We start from the raw sequence: 19,685 nt of genomic DNA, 5'->3' as shown, positions 1-19,685 counted from the left end.
AAGGCAGGAGTGAACCGCTTGACGGCCCGGCTTCGTATGGGAAGAATCATGAGAAAGCGTTTTCTCAGAGCGTTATAAGCTTTGTATCAAGACTCTGGTGGTCACGTCAACCACTGCTCCAACGACGGCGCATTCGGGGGACGACCAATGGGAAGGGGCCACATGGCACGCAGGAACACCAACAGGCGCGTCGGGATAGCTGATGTCGCGGAGAAGGCCGGCGTCTCTCACGCCACCGTTTCACGCGTCATGAACGGTAACGCCGCAGTGGATCCCGGAATCGCGGCGCGGGTTCGGACAGCCGCAGCGGAATTGAAGTACCAGCCCAACCCGGTGGGGCGCAGCCTCGCACTGGGAAAGACGGACACCATCGGCATCGTGGTTCCGGATCTGGCCAACCCCACCTTCCAGGCCATCCTCCGCGGACTCAGTATCGCCGCCGCACAGGATGGTTACCGCGTCCTGATTGCCGACTCGTCCGAAGTCACCAGCGAGGAAGCCATCCTGGCCGGCGAAGCCCGGCGCCGCTGCGATGGTGTGGTCCTTTGCGCACCCCGCATGGCCGACGCCGAACTTGAAGAGCTGGCGCCCACCCTGCACCCACTGGTGCTCATCAACCGCACCACCATCGCCACCAACACTCCGAGCCTCAGCGTGGACTACGGGCAGGGCATCCAGGAACTGGCGCAGCATCTGGTCTCCCTGGGACACCGCCGCCTCGTGTTCCTGTCCGGCCCCGAGCACAGCGCTTCCAACCGCCAACGCCTGGTGGGCCTGGACCAGTTCCGCGCCGAGCATCCGGAGACCGAACTGCAGATGCTCCACGGTGGATCCAACTTCGATTCCGGCCATGAGTCCACGGAGGCCATCATTGCCAGTGGTGCCACCGGAATCCTGGCATTCAACGACCTCGTCGCCATGGGGCTGCTCAGCGGCCTGCATGAGCGCGGGGTGCGGGTTCCGGAGGACATCTCCGTGACAGGCTTCGATGACATCCCCTTCGCCAAATACACCACTCCCCCGCTGACCACTGCTGCCGTGCCCATCAACGAGCTCGGAAGCCTCGCTTGGCGGAGAATGCGCGAACAGATCCAGCAAGCCGGCGAAGCCACCACCCAGGCGCAGGACGAGTTCTCGCCCAGGGTGGAAATCCGCAAGAGCACCGCAGCGCCCGCCCTCAAGCCCGCAAGCTGACACTTAGTGCCCATGTCCCGCGCGGACATTAGCCTTGAGTGTCACCTGGATGAGGAATTTGCGCCCACTCCGGCTTCTTTGTAGAAACCCTGGATGTGGGCGGCCACCAGCTCGGCTGCCTTGCCGCCGTCGTGATTGTTCACAGCGTTAAGGATGGCGCGGTGCTCGGCCCGGAGCCTTGCGGACGTCGCGTTCCAGTCGGGAAGGTTGCCGGTCAGCTCACCTGCATAGTTCTCGATCGCGCCCCGGAGCGAGGCCATCATGGCGCTGACCACGGCATTGCCGGCAGCCTGCGCGAGCGCCACATGGAAGCGGGCGTCCAAGGCAAGGAATGTATCGATGTCCGGGGCAGCGTCCATCTGGTCCAGCAGCTCCGCGGCCTCCTCCAGCTCCGGCGCCCCCACCTGAGCCCGTTCAGCCGCCCACGATTCCAGCAGGACGCGGGTCTCCACGATGTCCGCCACGGGAAGATGGCGCGTGGCCACGTGCAGCCGGAGGGTGGAACCCAGCGCGGAGCCCGGCTCGGCGATGACCACGGTCCCGGCATCCTTTCCGGACCCCACGCCGGCACGGACCACGCCCATCGCCTCGAGGATGCGGACTGCCTCGCGCACGGAGGTCCGGGAAACCTTCAATTGCTCGGCCATGGCGCGTTCACCCGGAAGCCTGCCGCCGAGGGCAAGGTCTCCATCGGACAGCTGCTTCTCGATCCATTGCAGGACCAACTCGTGGGTACGCATAACGGAATACTAGTTGATGTGGTCCAACCACATGGATTACAGTGTGGTTAGACCACAGTGGTAAGACCACAGAATTCAAGGGAGAACCGCATGACCGACACCCTCGATCCCAAAATCACGGCCGCCCCCGCCAACGCCGGGAGCGACGAAAACGTGACACGTCCGCCCCAGCCGCGTCCCGCCGTCGTGCTTCCGCCGGCACTGAAGCGCCGCGTCCCCAAGGTTTCCGACCTGGCTCCGCTCATGCAGTTCAAGAAGCCCGAATTCAGCAAGACTGCCCGACTCAAGCGCGCCAGCACCATCTGGGAACTGCGGGACATGGCCAAGCGCCGCACCCCGCAGGCGCCCTTCGACTACACCGACGGTGCCGCCGAAGAAGAGATCACCCTCCGCCGCGCCCGCCAGGCCTTCCAGGACATCGAGTTCCGTCCCGGCATACTGCGCGATGTCTCCAGGATCGATCTCCGCACCGACATCCTGGGCAAGGAATCACGCCTGCCGTTCGGCATCGCTCCCACAGGATTCACGCGCATGATGCAGTCCGAGGGCGAGTACGCCGGCTCGCAGGCCGCTGAAGCCGCAGGCATTCCCTACACCCTGTCCACTATGGGCACCGCGTCCATCGAGGACGTTGCCACGGCAGCGCCGAACGGCCGGAACTGGTTCCAGCTGTACCTGTGGACGGACCGCGACCGCTCCCTGGAACTGATCGAACGCGCTGCCAAAGCGGGCAACGACACCCTCATGGTCACCGTGGACACTGCGGTTGCCGGCGCCCGCCTTCGCGATGTCCGCAACGGCATGACCATCCCGCCGGCGCTGACCATCAAAACCGTCCTGGATGCGTCCTACCGCCCGGCCTGGTGGTTCAACTTCCTCACGCACGAGCCCCTGACCTTCGCTTCGCTTTCGCGTTACACCGGCACCGTGGCAGACCTCATCAATTCGATGTTCGACCCCACCCTGACCTATGAGGACCTGGACTGGCTCCGCGAAACCTGGAAGGGCAAGCTGGTGGTCAAGGGCATCCAGACCGTGGAAGACGCCCGCAAGGTAGTGGACCACGGCGCGGATGGCATCATCCTGTCCAACCACGGCGGCCGCCAACTCGACCGCGCACCCATCCCGTTCCACCTGCTGCCGGAGGTCACCACGGCACTGAAGGCGGACAACAGCAAGGCCGCGGTCATGCTGGACACGGGCATCATGAGCGGCGCGGACATCGTTGCAGCCCTCGCCCTGGGCGCGGACTTTGCCCTGATCGGCCGCGCATACCTTTACGGCCTCATGGCCGGTGGACGCGAAGGCGTGGACCGCACCATCCAGATCCTGGAGAAGGACATGACCCGGACCATGGCGCTGCTGGGCGTCAGCAAAGTAGCGGACCTGAACCCGGACCACGTGCGGCTGCTCCAGCGCTGACCGCACCCATGTAAGTAACAGCAACTGTCGCAATGAGCGTTCATTGCGACAGTTGCTGTTACTCAGTTGGGTAAGGGGGCTAGATCAGGCCCTGGGCCAGCATGGCGTCGGCAACCTTGACGAAGCCTCCGATGTTGGCACCCACCACGTAGTTCCCGGGCGCACCGTATTCATCAGCTGTGGCAGCGCAACGGTCGTGGATGCCCACCATGATCTCGGTGAGGCGCTGCTCGGTGTGCTCGAAGGACCATGAATCGCGGCTGGCATTCTGCTGCATCTCCAAGGCTGACGTCGCCACACCACCGGCGTTGGCGGCCTTGCCCGGCCCGAAGAGGATCCCGGCTTCCTGGAACACGGATACCGCGGACCGCGTGGAGGGCATATTGGCACCTTCGGCAACCGCGATCAGACCGTTGCTGACCAGCTTGGCGGCAGCATCGCCGTCGAGCTCGTTCTGGGTGGCGCACGGCAACGCTACGGTGCCGTTGACGTCCCACACCGAACCGCCCACAACATGGCTGGCCCCATTACGGCGCGCGGCGTACTCCGTGAGGCGGCCGCGCTCCACTTCCTTGATCCGGCTCAGAAGCGCGACGTCGATCCCCGCCTCGTCCACGATGTAACCGGCCGAATCCGAACAGGCCACTACGGTGGCACCGAGGGACTGGGCCTTGGCGATCGCATGGATGGCCACATTGCCGGAACCGGAGACCACTACGCGCTGACCGTCGAAGGACTGGCCGCGGGTCTTGAGCATCTCCTGGGCGAAGATCACCGTGCCGTAACCGGTGGCCTCGGGGCGAACCAGGGAGCCGCCCCACGAAATGCCCTTGCCCGTCAGGACGCCGGATTCGTAGCGGTTGGTGATCCGCTTGTACTGGCCGAAGAGGTAGCCGATCTCGCGACCGCCCACACCGATGTCGCCGGCGGGAACGTCGGTGTATTCACCGATATGCCGGTACAGCTCGGTCATGAAGGACTGGCAGAAGCGCATGATTTCGGCATCGGAACGTCCACGCGGATCGAAGTCCGAGCCGCCCTTGCCGCCACCAATGGGCATGCCGGTGAGTGCATTCTTGAAGATCTGCTCAAAGCCGAGGAACTTCACGATTCCCAGGTACACCGAGGGGTGGAAGCGGAGCCCGCCCTTGTAGGGACCGAGCGCGGAGTTGAACTCCACCCGGAAGCCGCGGTTCACGTGGACGCGGCCGGCGTCGTCGGTCCACGGGACGCGGAAGATGATCTGGCGCTCCGGCTCGCAAAGACGCTCCAGGACGGCGCCCTCAAGGAATTCAGGATGGCGATCGTGCACGGGGCCGAGGCTTTCGAAGACCTCAGTGACGGCCTGGTGGAATTCCTTTTCCCCCGGGTTCCGTGCCAACACGGTGTCGCGGACAGCTTCGAGCCTTGAATCCATGCGTGTTCCTATCCTCAGTGCGCCGACCCGCGGCGAGACGATCAGTCCCGCTCATGGTTGCATCGAGGGAGATGGGATCTCCATCCGGAGCCAATGTGACCCTCACCGCTGAGTTAACACAACTGTAGAAAATCGTTGAAAACACAAGGAAACGCAAGGTAAACAAAAACTCACAATGTGACGAGGATCACGTTAAGTAGGGCTGCGCTACCGCTTACGCCCGAACTTGGGAAGGTTGGGCAGGTTCGGAAGGTTGGCCAGGAGGTCAGCAGCCTTAGTGGCAGCGCGGCCTACGGTGCGGCCGATTTGCTGGGGAACGGTGTCGTCGGAGGCGGGGTCAAGGGAGACGGGCGTTCCACTCGCGTGGACCTTGACGGCCTGGCCAATGGCGTCGGCACGGTTGGGGACTGACGCGACGGCGGCTTCGGCGGGAGCCGCAGCGGCGGGCACGTCCGTGGCGGCAGTCGCTGAAGTCGCCTCAGCAGCAGGCACGACGACGGCGGGAGCCGGGGTTCCGACGTCGAACGTTTCAAGCCAGCTCGCGACGCCGGCAAGCGGCTTGGGATTCAGGGCATAGAAGCGCTTCTGGCCTTGCGCGCGCATGCTGACCAGATCAGCCTCGCGGAGCACCTTCAGATGCTTGGAGATTGTGGGCTGGCTTGCAGCCAGTTCTTCCACCAGTTCGCCTACTGCTTTATCCCCAGAGCGGAGGGAGACCAGGATGTCGCGTCTGGTTGCCTCAGCTATGACGGCAAATACGTCGTCAGTCACCATGCCTCCCACCCTAGCGACATATACGCCAATTGGCATCCCTGTTTCCTGCCGCGACGGGTACCAAATCGTTGACCCATTGGTGGGCCGATGCTACAACGGAGACACGGTCCGTCCGGGCTCCCAGGCCCCGGCCGCCACAAGCACGGGGTGCATGGCCATGACTGAATTTTTCCGGCGTCGCATCTTTGACATCATTGCCGGCGTGTTCCTCGCCTTGTTTGTCCTCGTATGGACCACTGTCCTGGTGCGGGTGGGGACATGGGTGCCCACAGGAACGGCCGAATCTCCGGAGTTGAACGGCGCCTTGGTGACCGCCGCGGGAGTCCTGGCAACGTCGCTGAGTTCACTCACGGCGTCGGCCCTTGGCTTCACCATTTCCGAGGTCAAACGTGACAATGCCGACGCCGGAGCTCCCAGCCCGTTGGTCAGCCCGGCCGACGTGGCCACGAGGCTTTCCGGGCGGGTGATCTTCGCGATCATGGTTTACATGACCATGGGCATGCTGGTCCTGGTGCTGTGGCTCTTCAAGGGGCAGGCCTCCACGGACCTCATTGGCGCGTTCGCGCTCTCGCTGCTCGGGTGGCTGGTAGGGGCCGCCGGGGTGGTTTTCCAGACGGAGAGGACCGGGCTGTAGCTTTCTGGAGCCAAACGTCAGTCGAACCAGGGGTCCAGGCCGTACAGGGGGAAGATTTCCTTGCGTGTGGCAATGATGGTCCGGTCCACTTCGTCCGCGGGGTCGTAGCCCACCTCCCAGGATCGCCACCACACGTCCACGTCGTCGCCCATGGACTCCGGAGCCCACACACCGTAGGTTTCGCGCACATAGGTCCGCCAAGCTTCGGGCACCGGAGTGCTGAGCGGCACTGGGCGTTGCGTCACCATCCCGATCAGGTGGCTCCATGCGCGCGGCACAACACCGGTGACGTCGTAGCCGCCACCGCCCGTAGCGATCCAACGGTTGTCGCAATAGCGGGCGGCAAGGCTTGCGACGGCGGACGCCGCCTCACGCTGTCCGTCGATGCTGAGGGTCAGGTGGGTCAGGGGATCGTCCCGATGGGAATCGCAGCCGTGTTGGCTCACGATCACCTCGGGCTGGAAGGCACCCACGAGCTGCGGGACCACGGCATGGAAGGCCCGCAACCAGGCCGCGTCCCCCGTGAAAGTGGGCAGCGCTACATTGACCGCGGTCCCGGGCGCGTCCGGGCCACCGGTTTCGTTGGCAAAGCCGGTGCCGGGGAAGAGCGAAAGGCCTGTTTCATGGAGGCTGATGGTCATGACGCGGGGATCGTTCCAGAAGATACTCTGCGTCCCATCGCCGTGGTGCGCATCGACGTCGATGCAGACGATCCTTTGCACCCCGCCGTCGAGCAGCCTTTGGATGGCCAGCGCGACGTCGTTGTAGACGCAAAAACCGCTGGCCCGCTCGCGTGCAGCATGGTGCATCCCGCCGCTGAAGTTCACGGCGCGGACGGCCCGACCCGACAGGATGGTGCCAGCGGCCAGCAGCGACCCACCGGCAAGGCGGGCACTGGCCTCATGCATCCCGGCGAACGCGGGATCGTCCTCCGTGCCCAGTCCACGGCCCTCCTCCGGAGTGGACGGATCCTCGCTGACGCGTCGAACGGCCTCAACGTAGCCGGCACTGTGGACCGTTAAAAGTTCGACGTCGGATGCCACAGCGGGTGCCTCGACGGCCACATGCTGGTGTCCGAACAGCCCCAGGGACTCGGCCAGCCGCGCTGTCAGTTCCAGCCGCTGCGGTGCCATGGGGTGGCCGGGGCCAAAATTGTAGGCAGTCATGGCTGGGTCCCACACCACCGTCGTTGGCAGTGCGGAGCGCGTAATGCTGGAAGCCGTTGTCCCAAGCCTGGAGTTCATCCAGAACAGGCTACCTGAGCCTGACGGGCCCTACTGCCCGGTTACGCCGCGGGAATAGTGGTTTACTACTCAGGAAAGCTTGTTCAACCGAGGAAGAGCGCCATGTCTCAAAGCCAGTCGCGGTCCACGAGCCCGGCCAACTGGCAAACCAACCAGCAGGAGCGGGAAGGTCTCTGGATCTTTACCCGCGTGCGCGACTTCATCGACAACATTGCCAACACGTCACCGGCCCGCTTGGCGTTAACCGTCTTCGCTGTGGTGATCCTGGTCTTCACCGGCCTGCTGTCCTTGCCCGCTGCTTCTGCGGCAGGCACTGTCACGCCCCTGCACCAGTCCATGTTCACGGCGGTCTCCGCCGTCTGCGTCACCGGGTTGACAGTGGTTTCCACGGCCACGCACTGGACCTTCTTCGGCCAGTTGGTGATCCTGATCGGTATTTTCGTAGGTGGTCTGGGCACCTTGACCCTGGCCTCGCTGTTGGCTCTCATGGTCAGCAAGCGGCTGGGCGTGCGCGGCAAGCTGATCGCCCAGGAAGCCATGAACAACGCAGGCCGGCTCGGTGAAGTGGGTACCCTGCTCCGGATCGTCATCGTGACCTCAGTGGTGATCGAGGCCGCCTTGGCCATCGTCCTGATTCCCCGCTTCATGGTGCTCGGTGAGAGCTTCTGGCAATCCGTGTGGCACGGCGTCTTCTATTCGATTTCCGCGTTCAACAACGCCGGATTCACGCCGCACTCCGATGGCATCGTCCCGTACGAGACCGATTTGTGGATCCTCATCCCGCTGATGTTGGGCGTGTTCCTGGGCAGCCTCGGCTTCCCTGTAGTGATGGTGCTCCAGCAGAACGGGCTCAATTGGAAAAAGTGGAACCTCCACACCAAGCTCACCATCCAGGTCTCGTTCATCCTGCTGGCCGCGGGCACGGTCCTGTGGGGCCTGATGGAGTGGGACAACGTGCGGACCATCGGCACCATGGACCTTGGCGACAAGATCACCCATTCGCTGTTCGCGTCCGTGATGACGCGGTCGGGCGGCTTCAACCTGGTGGACCAGAACCACATGGAATCCACCACCATGCTCCTCACCGACGCCCTGATGTTCGCCGGCGGCGGCTCGGCGTCCACGGCCGGCGGCATCAAGGTGACCACCATCGCCGTCATGTTCCTGGCCATCATGGCCGAAGCCCGCGGCGACGCCGACGTGAAAGTCTATGGCCGCACCATCCCCCAAGGCACCATGCGCGTGGCCATCTCGGTGATCGTTGCCGGCGCCACCCTGGTATCAGTGGCCGCGTTCCTGCTGCTCTCCATCAGCGGAGCGTCGTTGGACCGGGTACTCTTCGAATCCATTTCCGCCTTCGCCACCGTGGGACTGAGCACCAACCTCAGCGCCGAGCTGCCGCCGTCGGGCGTTTATGTCCTCACCGCTTTGATGTTTGCCGGCCGCGTCGGCACCGTAACCCTTGCCGCCGGCCTGGCCCTGCGCCAGCGCAGCCAGCTGTACCACTATCCGGAAGAGAGGCCAATCATTGGCTAGTACCACGGGGGCTGCCAACCGCCCCGCACACAACGCACCAGTGCTGGTCATTGGCCTCGGCCGGTTCGGATCCGCCACCGCTGAGCAGCTGGTCAAGCAGGGCCGTGAAGTCCTGGCCATCGAGCGCGATCGCACCCTGGTCCAAAAGTGGGCGCCCGTGCTCACGCACGTGGTGGAGGCCGACGCCACCAACATCGACGCCCTGCGCCAGCTCGGCGCCCAGGAATTCAGCTCAGCCGTAGTAGGCGTAGGCACGTCCATCGAGTCCTCGGTGCTCATCACCGTGAACCTGGTGGACCTCGGCATCCAGCATCTGTGGGTCAAAGCCATCACGCCCTCGCACGGCAAGATCCTCACCCGCATCGGCGCCAACCACGTGATCTACCCCGAGGCCGACGCCGGGGTCCGTGCAGCGCACCTGGTGTCCGGGCGCATGCTGGACTTCATCGAGTTCGACGACGACTACGCGATCGTCAAGATGTACCCGCCCAAGGAAACCGTGGGCTTCACCCTGGAGGAATCCAAGGTCCGGTCCAAGTACGGCGTAACCATTGTCGGCGTGAAAACCCCGGGCGAGGACTTCACCTACGCCCGGCCGGAAACCAAAGTGTCCGGCCACGATATGTTGATCGTGTCCGGACACGTGGACCTGCTGGAGCGCTTCGCAGCCCGCCCGTAGTATTCAGCCCAGCTGCTTGGTGATTTCTGCTGCGCGGGCGGCAGCGGCGCGGGCCCCGTCGGCGATGATCCTGGGCATGCCGCCGTCGTCGAAGGCCATGATGGCCCGCTCGGTGGTTCCCTTCGGGCTGGTGACGGCGACGCGAAGTGCGGTGGGATCCGCTCCCGGTTCGGCCAGCATGAACCCGGCGCCTGCCACGGTTTCGCGGGCCAGCATGACGGACAGCTCCTGGTCCAGTCCGAGCTCGACGCCGGCCGCAGCCATGGCCTCGGCCAGATAGAACGCGTAGGCCGGGCCAGAACCGCTGATGGCGGACAGCGCGTCCACCTGTTCTTCGGGAATCTCCACCACAGTGCCGGCACCGGCCAGCGCCGTCTTGGCTTTTTCGAGCTGCTCAGGCGTGCAATGGGTTCCCGGCGAGACAGAGATGACACCGCGGCCCAGCCTTGAAGGCGTGTTGGGCATGGTCCGGATCACCGGCTGGCCGTCAGGCAGCGCTGCTTCGAGCTGGGCGATGGAAACCGCTGCGGCGACGCTGACAACAATCGTGTCCTTCGCCAGGGCCGGGCTGATCTCGCGAGCCAGGTCCAGGATGCCCACCGGCTTGACGCCCAGGATGACCATGCCGGAGCCCTTGGTGGCCAGCTTGTTGTTGTCCGGCTCCTCTTCGCCCGCGATGGCCATGACGCCATGGCGCTGGGCGAGTTCATCGGCCCGCTCAGCCCGGCGGACGGTGGCGACAATGTCTGACGGGTCCGTCCCTGCGGCGAGCAGGCCTCCCAGAATTGCTTCGTTCATGGATCCACAGCCAAGGAATGCGATTCGGTTGCTCATGGCTCCATCATGGCAGTTGGCCTTGGACGGGGTCTAACGGATTCCAGATTCCCAGCTTGCTCACAAGGTTATTGCAGGCAGCACTCATGGTTGGTCCGTAACTTAGTAGTTACCTCATTGAGGGTGCGAGTGATGAGGCGGGCATGGGGATGTCCGCCACAAGCACCGGTGGCCGGGCGGGTTTTCCCCCATTTCCCGATTCGGCCGCCGGTGCTTTCGCTTTTAACCGCTGATACGGCTGCCGTCGTCCCGCAGTCAGCCGCCTGACACACCCGTGAAGGGCGCGTCAGGCGGACAGACTAAGGATCAGCGCTCGACGCCGTTAGTTGTCTACGCTGCGCAGCAGCGGAACGCTCAGGTGCTGCCGCGCGAAGCGCAGTGTTTCCGCCAGCATTTCCTCACGCTCCCCCGCTACCTTCGCCTTGCGGGTGGAAATCTCCGCCACCACCACGCCGTCGAAACCCGTGGATGCCAAATGCTGAAGGGCGTCCGCGCACTGCTGCGTACCGGTACCGGGCACCAGGTGCTCGTCCTTGCCGGACCCCGACCCGTCAGTAAGGTGGACGTGCCGGAGCTTGCTGCCCAGCGCCTTGATGGCTTCCAAACTGTTGGCCCCCGCAGTGGCTGCGTGCGAGAAGTCCCACGTGACGTCGTCGTAATCCTGGCCGAGTGGATCCCAGTGCGGCAGGTACGCCACCGCTTCCCGTCCGCGGACACGCCACGGGTACATGTTCTCCACGGCGATATGCACCTGGTACATGGCCGCGATCTCCCGGACGCCTTCCACGAAATTCTCTGCGTAGTTGGACTGCCAGCGGAACGGCGGGTGGACAACTACGGTGTCGCAACCAACGTCCGCGGCCATCTGGCACGACTTCTCGATCTTGTTCCACGCAGTGCCCCACACCTGTTGCGTCAGCAGCAAGGTGGGCGCGTGAATGGAGACGATTTCCTGGTGGTAGCGGTGGCTCAACTGGATAAGGGCGTCCGGGTTCTGACTCACCGCGTTGTTGGTGACCATCACCTCCACGCCCTCGTAACCCAGGTCCTGCGCCACGGCAAAAGCGTCGTGGACGCTCAAGGGGTAGACGGACGCGCTGGACAGCGCTACGGGGATCTGGCGGTCATTCACTTCAGGTTCGACGTCGTTGCTCATCTCAGGAGGCCAGCCCGCCTGCCATGGGGGCTGGGATTGGTGCAGGGGACGGGGTGTTTACGGGGACAGGAAATTCCTTGATTCCGGGGTGGGGCTCGTTCTTTTCCACCGTTTTGGCACCGTCCTTGGCTGCTTTCTTTTTGGACTTGTCCTTCTTCCGCTTGCCCACATGTGGAGCCGGGTCGAGGGCCTCTTCGAACACCAGCTGGTCCAGTCGCCGCAGGATCAGGCCTTCCCGCAGCGCCCATGGACAAATTTCCATGGTGGGGAACTCAAAGAGCTCCAGCGCAGCCTCGGCCACCAGTGCGCCTGCCAACAGTTGGCGGGCACGGGCATCCGAGACACCCGGGAGGTACAGCCTGTCCTCCACCGTCATGGCGGAAATGCGCTGGGCCCAAAGGCCGAGGTCCGCTGCGTGGAGTTCGCGTTTCACGTATGGTCCAGCTGCACTGGGAGCGGCACCGGCGATGCGGGCCAGCGAGCGGAAGGTCTTGGAGGTGCCCGCGACCAGGTTCGCGCGTCCCAGCTCGTGGAAATTGCGGACCACAGGCTTCAGGGTGGAACGGATGTAGCGACGCAGTTCCTTGACGCTCTTGGCTGTTGGCGGATCATCGTGGAGCCAGTCCCGCGTCAGGCGGCTGGCACCCAGGGGAACGGAGGTGGCGAACTCAGGGAGTTCGTCCGTTCCGTAGGCCATCTCAAACGAGCCGCCCCCGATGTCCAGGTCCAGGATGGGCCCTGCGCCCCAACCATACCAACGGCGTACAGCGAAGAAGGTCATGGAGGCTTCTTCGCTGCCCGTGAGTTCCTGGAGGGTCACCGTGGTTTCGTGTTTCACCCTGGCCAGGACTTCCGGGCCGTTGGTGGCCTCGCGGATGGCGGACGTACAGAACGCCAGGAGGTCCTCCGCTTTGTGGCTGGCCGCGAACTCCCAGGCTTCCAGCACGAACTCGATGAGCTCATGCTGGCCGGCGTCATTGATGTTGCCGTCACCGTCAAGGTATTGCACCAAGGACAGAGGACGTTTATGGGATGCGAAAGCCACCGGACGCGCGCCCGGATGAGCATCCACAAGCAGCAGATGGACGGTGTTGGAACCGATGTCTAGAACGCCAAGACGCATTCTGCCATTATTCACCGATTCGAAGCCCGTGAAGCAACTTGGCGACGACGTTTCGTCGACGGAAGAGTGGCCGGATGGTTGGTCCGCCCTATTCCGTGGGCTCCCCTGCTTCGTCAGCGCGCTTGAAGTCGCGGCGGATGTTGGCGATGCCTTCGGGATCAATTTCGAAGCCGAACTCGCTGCCCGGGTTGATGACCATGCCCAGTTCATCACCGATGTTGCCGAGGATCGCCGAGCCCATGGTGCCCAGGACGTGCGGGGCTGCTTCGAGGAAGCGCTCATCGACGCGGCTCGGGTGGCTGAAGACTGCCAGGACGGGCTGGCCGTCGGCGTTGGAGAGCACCAGCGGCTCCACCGACGAGTCAGGGCCGTCCACGGCTTCGGAGCTGACCAGGTAGACCTCGTTGTTGAGGAAAGCGAGGATGACATCCACCGGGTTGGCGTCCGGCTGCTCGGCCGAGGCTAGCTTCGCCTCGAGGTCGTTCAAGGGTTCGTTGTCCGGTGAAACAGTCTGTTCAGTCATGGTCCTACTCGACCACGATGCCGGCCGGGACGCAATTCGCGCATGCTGTCCCGGCCTTCGCTGAAGCTACTTCTTGGCTGCGGTCTTCCTGGCCGGCGCTTTGCGGGTCGTGGTCCGCTTGACCGGGCCCTTGGCCCTTTTTTCAGCCAAAAGTTCGACGGCGCGTTCCCGGGTCAGTTCCTCCAGCGAGGTGGTGCGCGGGACCGTGATGTTGGTGATGCCGTCTGTGATGTACGGGCCAAACCGGCCTTCCTTCACCACGATGTTCTTTTCCGAAACAGGGTCCGGGCCGAACTCGGCAAGCGGCGGTACAGCCGCACGGGCTCCCCGCTGCTTGGGCTGTGAATAGATCTCCAGTGCCTGTTCCAAAGTAATCGTGAAGATTTCCTCTTCCGAACCGATGGAGCGGGAATCCGTGCCCTTCTTCAGGTACGGACCAAAGCGGCCGTTCTGCACTGTGATGGGATTGCCGTCAGCATCCTCACCGAGTACCCGCGGAAGGCTCATGAGCTGCAGCGCCTCGTCAAGGGTAACCGTGTCCACGGTCATGGACTTGAACAGCGATCCTGTACGCGGCTTGGCCTTTACTGGCTTCTTGGGCGGCTTCGGCTTGCCGTTCTTGTAGTACTCAACCGGCTGGTTTGCCAGCTGTTCCTCGGTCATTTCCGGGATGATCTCGGTGACGTATGCCCCGTAACGGCCGTTCTTGGCCACCACAGTGTGCCCGGTGTGGGGATCAGTGCCCAGGACGCGTTCCTCCGGGGCGGCAGTCTCCATCAACTCAATGGCTTTGGCTGCCGTGAGTTCATCCGGGGCAAGTTCCTCGGGGACGTTGGCCCGGGAGGACTCAACCACCTCGCCGGTCTTCTGGTCGATGGTGGGGATCGAGCTTTCCAGGTAGGGCCCGAACTTGCCTACGCGGAGTGTGATGCCGTCAGCGATGGGCACCGAGTTGATCTCGCGGGCGTCGATTTCGCCGAGGTTGTTGACGATGCTCAGCAGGCCCGGATCGGCGTCTTCACCGTAGTAGAAGTGCTTGAGCCAGGCAGCGCCTGCGGCCTGGCCATTGGCGATCTTGTCCAGGTCGCCTTCCATGTCCGCGGTGAACTCGTAGTCCACGTAGTCCGTGAAGTGCTGTTCCAGCAAACGGATCACCGAGAAAGCGATCCAGCTCGGAACCAGGGCGGAACCCTGTTTCCGGACATAACCGCGGTCCTGGATGGTGGAAATCGTGGAGGCATAAGTGGACGGACGGCCGATGCCCCGCTTTTCCAGTTCAGCAGTCAGCGATGCTTCTGTGTACCGCGGCGGTGGCGACGTTTCGTGTCCCACAGCCTGGATTTCCGATGCTTTAAGGGAGTCGCCCTTGGCAACATTGGGCAAGCGACGGGCTTCGTCCGACTCGTCGTCGCCCCGGCTCTCGTCCTTGCCTTCTTCATAGGCCGCCAGGAAGCCGGGGAAGGTGATGACGGTACCGGAAGCCGAGAATTCGGCGTCGCGTCCGTCTGCCGCCACCGCACCGAGGCGGATGGTGGCGGTGGAGCCCTTGGCGTCGGCCATCTGCGAGGCGACGGTGCGCTTCCAGATGAGCTCATACAACCGGAACTCATCGCCGCTCAGCTGCTTGGCAACCTGTGCCGGGGTGCGGAAAGAGTCTCCTGCGGGACGGATGGCCTCGTGCGCTTCCTGCGCGTTGGCTGCCTTGTTGGCGTACACGCGGGGGCTCTGGGGCACGTACTCAGGGCCGTAGAGCTCGGCGGCCTGGCGGCGGGATGCCGTGAGGGCTTCATCGCTCAACGCCGACGAGTCGGTACGCATATACGTGATGTAGCCGTTTTCATACAGGCGCTGGGCTACCTGCATGGTGCTCTTGGAGGAGAAGCGCAGCTTGCGGCCGGCTTCCTGCTGCAGCGTCGACGTGGTGAACGGTGCGGCCGGACGGCGGGTGTACGGCTTGGTATCTACGGAGCGTACGCGGAATTCGGCGTTTTCCAGGCCCGCGGCCAAGGACGTGGCCAGTTCCTCGTTGAGGTGCACCACTGTGGAGGAGGTGAGCTGGCCGTTGTCATTGAAGTCACGGCCACTGGCAACCTTGGAACCGTCCACAGCAGCAAGCTTGGCCTTGAAGGAACCGGAGTCAGCACCGAACTGGCCGGTGAGGTCCCAGTAGGAGGCTGCCCGGAAGGCCATGCGTTCACGTTCGCGGTCCACCACCATACGGGTCACCACGGACTGCACACGGCCGGCCGAAAGCCCGCGGGCAACCTTGCGCCACAGGACAGGAGAGATCTCGTAGCCATACAGGCGGTCGAGGATGCGGCGGGTTTCCTGGGCATCCACCAAAGCGGTGTCCACATCGCGCAGGTTGTCCATGGCGCGGTGGATGGCTTCCTTGGTGATTTCGCCAAAGGTCATGCGATAGACGGGAACTTTGGGCTTCAGGACCTCCAGGAGGTGCCACGCGATGGCCTCGCCTTCGCGGTCCCCATCGGTTGCGAGGTAGAGCGCATCAGCGTCTTTCAGCTGGGCCTTTAGCTCGGCAACCTTTTTCTTCTTGTCCGGGGAGACAACGTAGTACGGCTTGAAGTCGTTTTCGATGTCGACGGCGAACTTGCCCAGCGAGGTCTTCTTCAGTTCTGCAGGGAGATCAGACGGCTGCGGGAGGTCCCGGATGTGGCCGATGGAAGCCTCGACGATGAAGCCTTCGCCAAGGTACTTGGCGATGGTCTTACTCTTGGCGGGAGACTCCACGATCACGAGTTTCTTGCCGGTTTTTGCCTTGCTGGGCACGGTGCTCCTACAGAAAAAATGTGTAATTGGGCTGGTGCCCATATTGGCCTAGTTCACCATAGTTTGCAGAATCCTGCGTTTTGGTACGGAAACCAGGGCGGTCATTCGGTGACCAGGCCGGAGGGTTATTGCCCGGGCGCCACGCGGTCATCCGGGATCATTGACCACAAGGTTGCCACACGTTCGGCACCTTCCGGAATCTGCGTGGGATCCTCGAGTTCGTACTCCCTCACGACCTCGCGGATTCTGTCCGCCAGTTCCTTCCGTTGCGGGTTGGTGAGATAAAGCAGGTTGCTGGAGAGGACCACCGATACCGGCTCGTCTCCCCCTTCACCACGCTGGCGGCGCTCCCCCCGGGCTTTCGCGAAGGCAGAAGCGCGTCGACGGAACGCATCGAGCTCCAGGTCAACCACGGCAATCTCGGGGCTGGCGACACTGCCTCCCGAGATGGTGAAGTCTGTTCCGGCAGCCTTCCAACGCCGCTCGCGTGCATCACCGGCGTTTTCGGCCGGTGCCACGATTCCCCATTTCTGGAGGGCGCGGAGATGGTAGCTCATGGCGCTGGGGGTCAGGCCGGTCCGGGCAGCGAGTTCGGTTGCTGTGTGGCTCACCTGGGTGGCGTAAAGCTCAGAGATGACCTCGATGCGGGCAGCGTGCGCCAAGGCGCGGATAGCCTTGGGATCGGTGATCTCAACCGTCTTCTCGGCCCGCTTCCGCCGCGGAACGTCGCCTGACGTTTGGGATGTCTCGTTGTTCGCAATCACTTGATCAGTGTAGTCAGGGTCACTTGCGGGACCATCGGAGTTCATCGCCGGCGGCGTCGCGTCGTTGCTCATTCGCTGGTCTGCGTCGGGTCCGGAAGCAGGAAACCTTCAAGGACGAGGTTGGTGACATCCCTGTACAGGCCCTCCGTGAAAGCATCCTCGTCAAAGTCCTCGTCACCTCCCAACAGCGAGACCAGGGCCGCCACGATCTGGCGGACCGACAACTCTCCGTCGCAGGCAGAGGCGAACCCTGCAAGCTCCGTGCTGAGCAGGTTGGTCCTGCGGAGGCCTGCACCCTGCCTCAGGAGAATGACACCAGGATGGGCAGCTCCGGGTCGCTGGTGGCGTTCTTCGGTCACGTCCTCCGCTACAACCAGATGCGCGTCGGCCACCGGGGTGGCGGCCACCCAATCGGCCCGTTCCACGGCCGCGCCCAGATGCGGTCCGATGGGTTGTTCGATGGGATAGGTGATCTCTTCGAAGCGGCTGATGGTGGACCGGTGTCCTGGCCCAGGGCGACGCAGCCAGATCATGCCGAAGCCCACCCCTTCCACGTTCCTGGAGGCGAAGTCGTCCAGGTATGCAGCGTACGACTCCTTGTACTGCTCACGGTCACGGTTCTGGGAGGCATCCTGCAGCCAGGTCTCGGCGTACTGTTCCGGATCCACTTGCTCGCGCTGGATGAACCACACGTCAAGATCCGAGTCCTTGAGCCATGCAGTGGGACGGTCCTTCCAGTCCGACCCCTCGGTAACCTCCCAGTTGCCCAGCATTTGTGCGGTGCCGCCGGGTTCCAGGACGCTGGCGAGTGATTGCACCAACGAAGCCACGATCCCGTCACCCGGAAGTCCGCCGTCGCGGTAGGTGAACTGGTCCGACGACAATTCCCCGCCCGTCCTGGGTGTGATCACGAAGGGAGGGTTGGACACCACCAAGCCGAACTGTTCACCCTCCACAGGGTCCAGGAGCGATCCCAGGCGAAGGCTTACCCGGCTCTCCAAGTTCTGGGGATCCAGGTCAAGCTCCGCCGCGTTCAGCAGCAGATTGAACCGGGTAAATGCCAGTGCCCTTGGGGAGATGTCCGTAGCTGTAACGTGCTCGCAATGGTGCAGCAGGTGGAAAGTCTGGATCCCGCAGCCAGTCCCCAGGTCCAGGGCGCGTTTGGTGTGTTGCCTGAAAGTGGTTTGGACCAGCGTTGTGGAGGCGCGGCCAATGCCCAGGACATGGTCATGACGCAGGACTCCCGCCTGTTGGTGGGCTGCGAGGTCACTGGCGACCCAGAGTTCGGCGCCACCGCTGCCGTCTGCATTCGCGTCCCAACCGTACGGTCGCAGGTCTACTGTGACCCGGACGACCTCGCCATCCACGGCGGCCAAGCCGAGCTCCACGAGTCCTTGGGTACGGATTCCGGGCAGGGCGGAGTCAACGTCGGCCACGGACTGTGGGACGGCCAGAAGCCAGAGACGGACAATCACAGCCAGCGACCGGACCGCGGGATCGTGCGAGTCTTTCAACCGCTCGGTGGCCAGGAGCGCAGGAACCACTTGGTCCCTGCCAAGCGCTGCTGACGCCGACTCCCCCAGCAGGGCAGCCACGCCATCCACGGTGTAGGAGAGGGCGCGAAGGTCCCGGGCAAGCACCTGGAGCAGTGCGGGTTGGTCGCTTCGGGGAGCATCGTCAGTGTTGCCGGCGGTAAACAGGAATGCAGTGTCAGTCACCCTGCAAGTGTAGGGGCGGCCTCCCGGGCCGGGTGGTCCCCTACCGGGCTATGTGGACAAAGGACTCCGCTGGAACCCGGTAGCGTGGAATCATGCTCAACTTCTCCTCCACAAGGCGCCGCGCGGGCCTTGGTGCCCTGGCCGCTGGTGTCCTGCTGGGGGTCGCCGCCTGCCAGGCGCCGGTCAACATCGCAGATGCAGACGTTCCCGCTTGGAAGGAAAAGGTCCTCCCGGCAGCAAGCGGCGCGGTCTTGGAGGACTCCGGCAAGATCCTCAACCGGGACCCCTTGGTCAAGGAATCGCCCAGCGTGTCCGCCGGGACCTATACGCTCACCATGGCGTGCGACGGCGGCGGCAAGGCCTACTTCGCCGTCTCCTTGAGCGGAAACAAAATCGCCGATGCGGCTGCAGCATGCAACGGCAGCCTCGATGTGGTGAAAATCAAAGTGCCTGCTGCCGGCCCCCTCAACATCTCGACCAGCAGCGTCGATGCCCCACTGATCTACGCTTATCACCTGGCTCCGACGGCAGGCTAGAAGCCCCCGGATTCTTCCTCCAACAAGCCTTCAGACAGCGGCCGCCCGGGCGTAAAGTCAGTGCATGGGCAGCAAGGCAGCTTGCTCGGTGATGTCACAGCGGCTGGCGAGGGCCGCCGTCGTGCTTCTCGTTGTCCTGAGCGGAGGCGTAGCCGGTTGCGAATACACCTATGAGGACGGCGGCAGGCCGGAGGCCACCGCCACCTCCACTGCAGGAAACGTCGCCCTTCCACCCGACCCGGCGCTGGAAGACACCGTCAGCGGCGATGCCCTGGAAGAATGGGCAAAGGCTGCGCTGCCTGAGTCGCAAGGTCAGTCGTTCTACTCCAGCAGCGGCTATCTGAACCCCGGTGAGTCCAAGTCCGAGCAAACAGTGCAGCTGCCCGGAGGAACATACGCCGTGACGCTGGCATGCCGTGGCACCCGCCGGGTCACGTTCGCCGTGACGCTGAACGATGTGGCTCTGGTGGACCTGACGTTGGGGTGCGCCAACGCGCGGGTCAGCGTTGTCCAACTGGACAAGGACGCCATCCTGTCCATCACCGTCGGGTCCAGGTCCGATGCCAATTTCGCCTACCGTGTGAGCAGGCTTTGAGACCGT

The 19,685-nt window shown here is 63.7% G+C and carries 18 protein-coding genes; 7 read left to right on the top strand and 11 right to left on the bottom strand.

Annotated elements, in window-relative coordinates; translation table 11 throughout:
• Positions 1 to 162 precede the first annotated feature (162 nt).
• Positions 163 to 1,194 carry a LacI family DNA-binding transcriptional regulator gene (locus WBN73_RS00320; RefSeq protein ID WP_337339162.1) on the top strand — a complete coding sequence of 344 codons (1,032 nt, stop codon included), beginning with the start codon at positions 163 to 165 and terminating at the stop codon, positions 1,192 to 1,194.
• A 41-nt stretch (positions 1,195 to 1,235) separates the two neighbouring features.
• On the opposite strand, the gene WBN73_RS00315 is transcribed toward WBN73_RS00320, so the two are convergent.
• A complete protein-coding gene (locus WBN73_RS00315; protein WP_337339161.1) occupies positions 1,236 to 1,934 on the bottom strand; it encodes a FadR/GntR family transcriptional regulator in 699 nt (232 codons plus the stop codon).
• Positions 1,935 to 2,024: 90 nt separating this feature from the next.
• Between WBN73_RS00315 and WBN73_RS00310 the strand changes: the two genes are divergently transcribed.
• Entirely contained in the window at positions 2,025 to 3,356 is a 1,332-nt protein-coding gene (locus tag WBN73_RS00310; protein WP_337339160.1) for an alpha-hydroxy acid oxidase, read from the top strand.
• Positions 3,357 to 3,435: 79 nt separating this feature from the next.
• Here WBN73_RS00310 and gdhA read toward each other — a convergent pair whose 3' ends face one another.
• Positions 3,436 to 4,773 carry an NADP-specific glutamate dehydrogenase gene (gdhA, locus tag WBN73_RS00305; protein WP_207594522.1) on the bottom strand — a complete coding sequence of 446 codons (1,338 nt, stop codon included), beginning with the start codon at positions 4,771 to 4,773 and terminating at the stop codon, positions 3,436 to 3,438.
• A gap of 207 nt (positions 4,774 to 4,980) precedes the next feature.
• Positions 4,981 to 5,547 carry an ArsR/SmtB family transcription factor gene (locus WBN73_RS00300; protein WP_337339159.1) on the bottom strand — a complete coding sequence of 189 codons (567 nt, stop codon included), beginning with the start codon at positions 5,545 to 5,547 and terminating at the stop codon, positions 4,981 to 4,983.
• Positions 5,548 to 5,704: 157 nt separating this feature from the next.
• Between WBN73_RS00300 and WBN73_RS00295 the strand changes: the two genes are divergently transcribed.
• Positions 5,705 to 6,181 (top strand): hypothetical protein, encoded by a 477-nt coding sequence (locus WBN73_RS00295; RefSeq protein ID WP_207594526.1) that lies wholly within the window; start codon positions 5,705 to 5,707, stop codon positions 6,179 to 6,181.
• A 17-nt stretch (positions 6,182 to 6,198) separates the two neighbouring features.
• Here the strand turns inward: WBN73_RS00295 and WBN73_RS00290 are convergent, their stop codons facing one another.
• Positions 6,199 to 7,425, bottom strand: a complete 1,227-nt coding sequence (locus WBN73_RS00290; RefSeq protein WP_337339158.1) for an acetoin utilization protein AcuC — start codon at positions 7,423 to 7,425, stop codon at positions 6,199 to 6,201.
• Between the two features lie 102 nt (positions 7,426 to 7,527).
• Here WBN73_RS00290 and WBN73_RS00285 point away from each other — a divergent pair, with 102 nt between their 5' ends.
• Positions 7,528 to 8,961, top strand: a complete 1,434-nt coding sequence (locus WBN73_RS00285; RefSeq protein WP_089596106.1) for a TrkH family potassium uptake protein — start codon at positions 7,528 to 7,530, stop codon at positions 8,959 to 8,961.
• A gap of 40 nt (positions 8,962 to 9,001) precedes the next feature.
• Positions 9,002 to 9,640, top strand: a complete 639-nt coding sequence (locus WBN73_RS00280; RefSeq protein WP_011775951.1) for a potassium channel family protein — start codon at positions 9,002 to 9,004, stop codon at positions 9,638 to 9,640.
• Positions 9,641 to 9,643: 3 nt separating this feature from the next.
• On the opposite strand, the gene proC is transcribed toward WBN73_RS00280, so the two are convergent.
• The 7 genes from proC to WBN73_RS00245 all read right to left on the bottom strand — a co-directional run bounded on the left by proC (position 9,644) and on the right by WBN73_RS00245 (position 18,548).
• Positions 9,644 to 10,474, bottom strand: a complete 831-nt coding sequence (proC, locus tag WBN73_RS00275; RefSeq protein WP_089596108.1) for a pyrroline-5-carboxylate reductase — start codon at positions 10,472 to 10,474, stop codon at positions 9,644 to 9,646.
• A gap of 322 nt (positions 10,475 to 10,796) precedes the next feature.
• Positions 10,797 to 11,630, bottom strand: a complete 834-nt coding sequence (locus tag WBN73_RS00270) for a sugar phosphate isomerase/epimerase family protein (RefSeq protein ID WP_207594530.1) — start codon at positions 11,628 to 11,630, stop codon at positions 10,797 to 10,799.
• Between the two features lies 1 nt (position 11,631).
• Entirely contained in the window at positions 11,632 to 12,753 is a 1,122-nt protein-coding gene (locus WBN73_RS00265) for a Ppx/GppA phosphatase family protein (RefSeq protein WP_337339157.1), read from the bottom strand.
• A gap of 88 nt (positions 12,754 to 12,841) precedes the next feature.
• Positions 12,842 to 13,276, bottom strand: coding sequence for an SseB family protein (locus tag WBN73_RS00260; protein WP_026541355.1), 435 nt, complete (start codon positions 13,274 to 13,276; stop codon positions 12,842 to 12,844).
• Positions 13,277 to 13,342: 66 nt separating this feature from the next.
• On the bottom strand, positions 13,343 to 16,066 hold the full coding sequence (gene topA, locus WBN73_RS00255) for a type I DNA topoisomerase (RefSeq protein ID WP_337339156.1): 2,724 nt from the start codon (positions 16,064 to 16,066) through the stop codon (positions 13,343 to 13,345).
• A 125-nt stretch (positions 16,067 to 16,191) separates the two neighbouring features.
• The gene (locus tag WBN73_RS00250; RefSeq protein WP_369746684.1) at positions 16,192 to 16,875 is read right to left on the bottom strand and encodes an ArsR/SmtB family transcription factor; all 684 of its coding nucleotides are present in this window, start codon (positions 16,873 to 16,875) and stop codon (positions 16,192 to 16,194) included.
• A 23-nt stretch (positions 16,876 to 16,898) separates the two neighbouring features.
• Entirely contained in the window at positions 16,899 to 18,548 is a 1,650-nt protein-coding gene (locus WBN73_RS00245) for a DUF7059 domain-containing protein (RefSeq protein WP_337339154.1), read from the bottom strand.
• A 92-nt stretch (positions 18,549 to 18,640) separates the two neighbouring features.
• On the opposite strand from WBN73_RS00245, the gene WBN73_RS00240 reads away from it, so the two are divergent.
• Together WBN73_RS00240 and WBN73_RS00235 are read left to right on the top strand one after the other, a co-directional pair.
• A complete protein-coding gene (locus WBN73_RS00240) occupies positions 18,641 to 19,084 on the top strand; it encodes a hypothetical protein (RefSeq protein ID WP_207594543.1) in 444 nt (147 codons plus the stop codon).
• 64 nt (positions 19,085 to 19,148) lie between these two features.
• The gene (locus WBN73_RS00235; RefSeq protein WP_207594545.1) at positions 19,149 to 19,679 is read left to right on the top strand and encodes a hypothetical protein; all 531 of its coding nucleotides are present in this window, start codon (positions 19,149 to 19,151) and stop codon (positions 19,677 to 19,679) included.
• Positions 19,680 to 19,685 lie beyond the last annotated feature (6 nt).

This window comes from Paenarthrobacter sp. CCNWLY172 (assembly GCF_037402035.1).
GTDB lineage: Bacteria > Actinomycetota > Actinomycetes > Actinomycetales > Micrococcaceae > Arthrobacter.
Note: the sequence above shows the minus strand (reverse complement) of the source record. Positions and strands in the feature narration are given on the sequence as shown.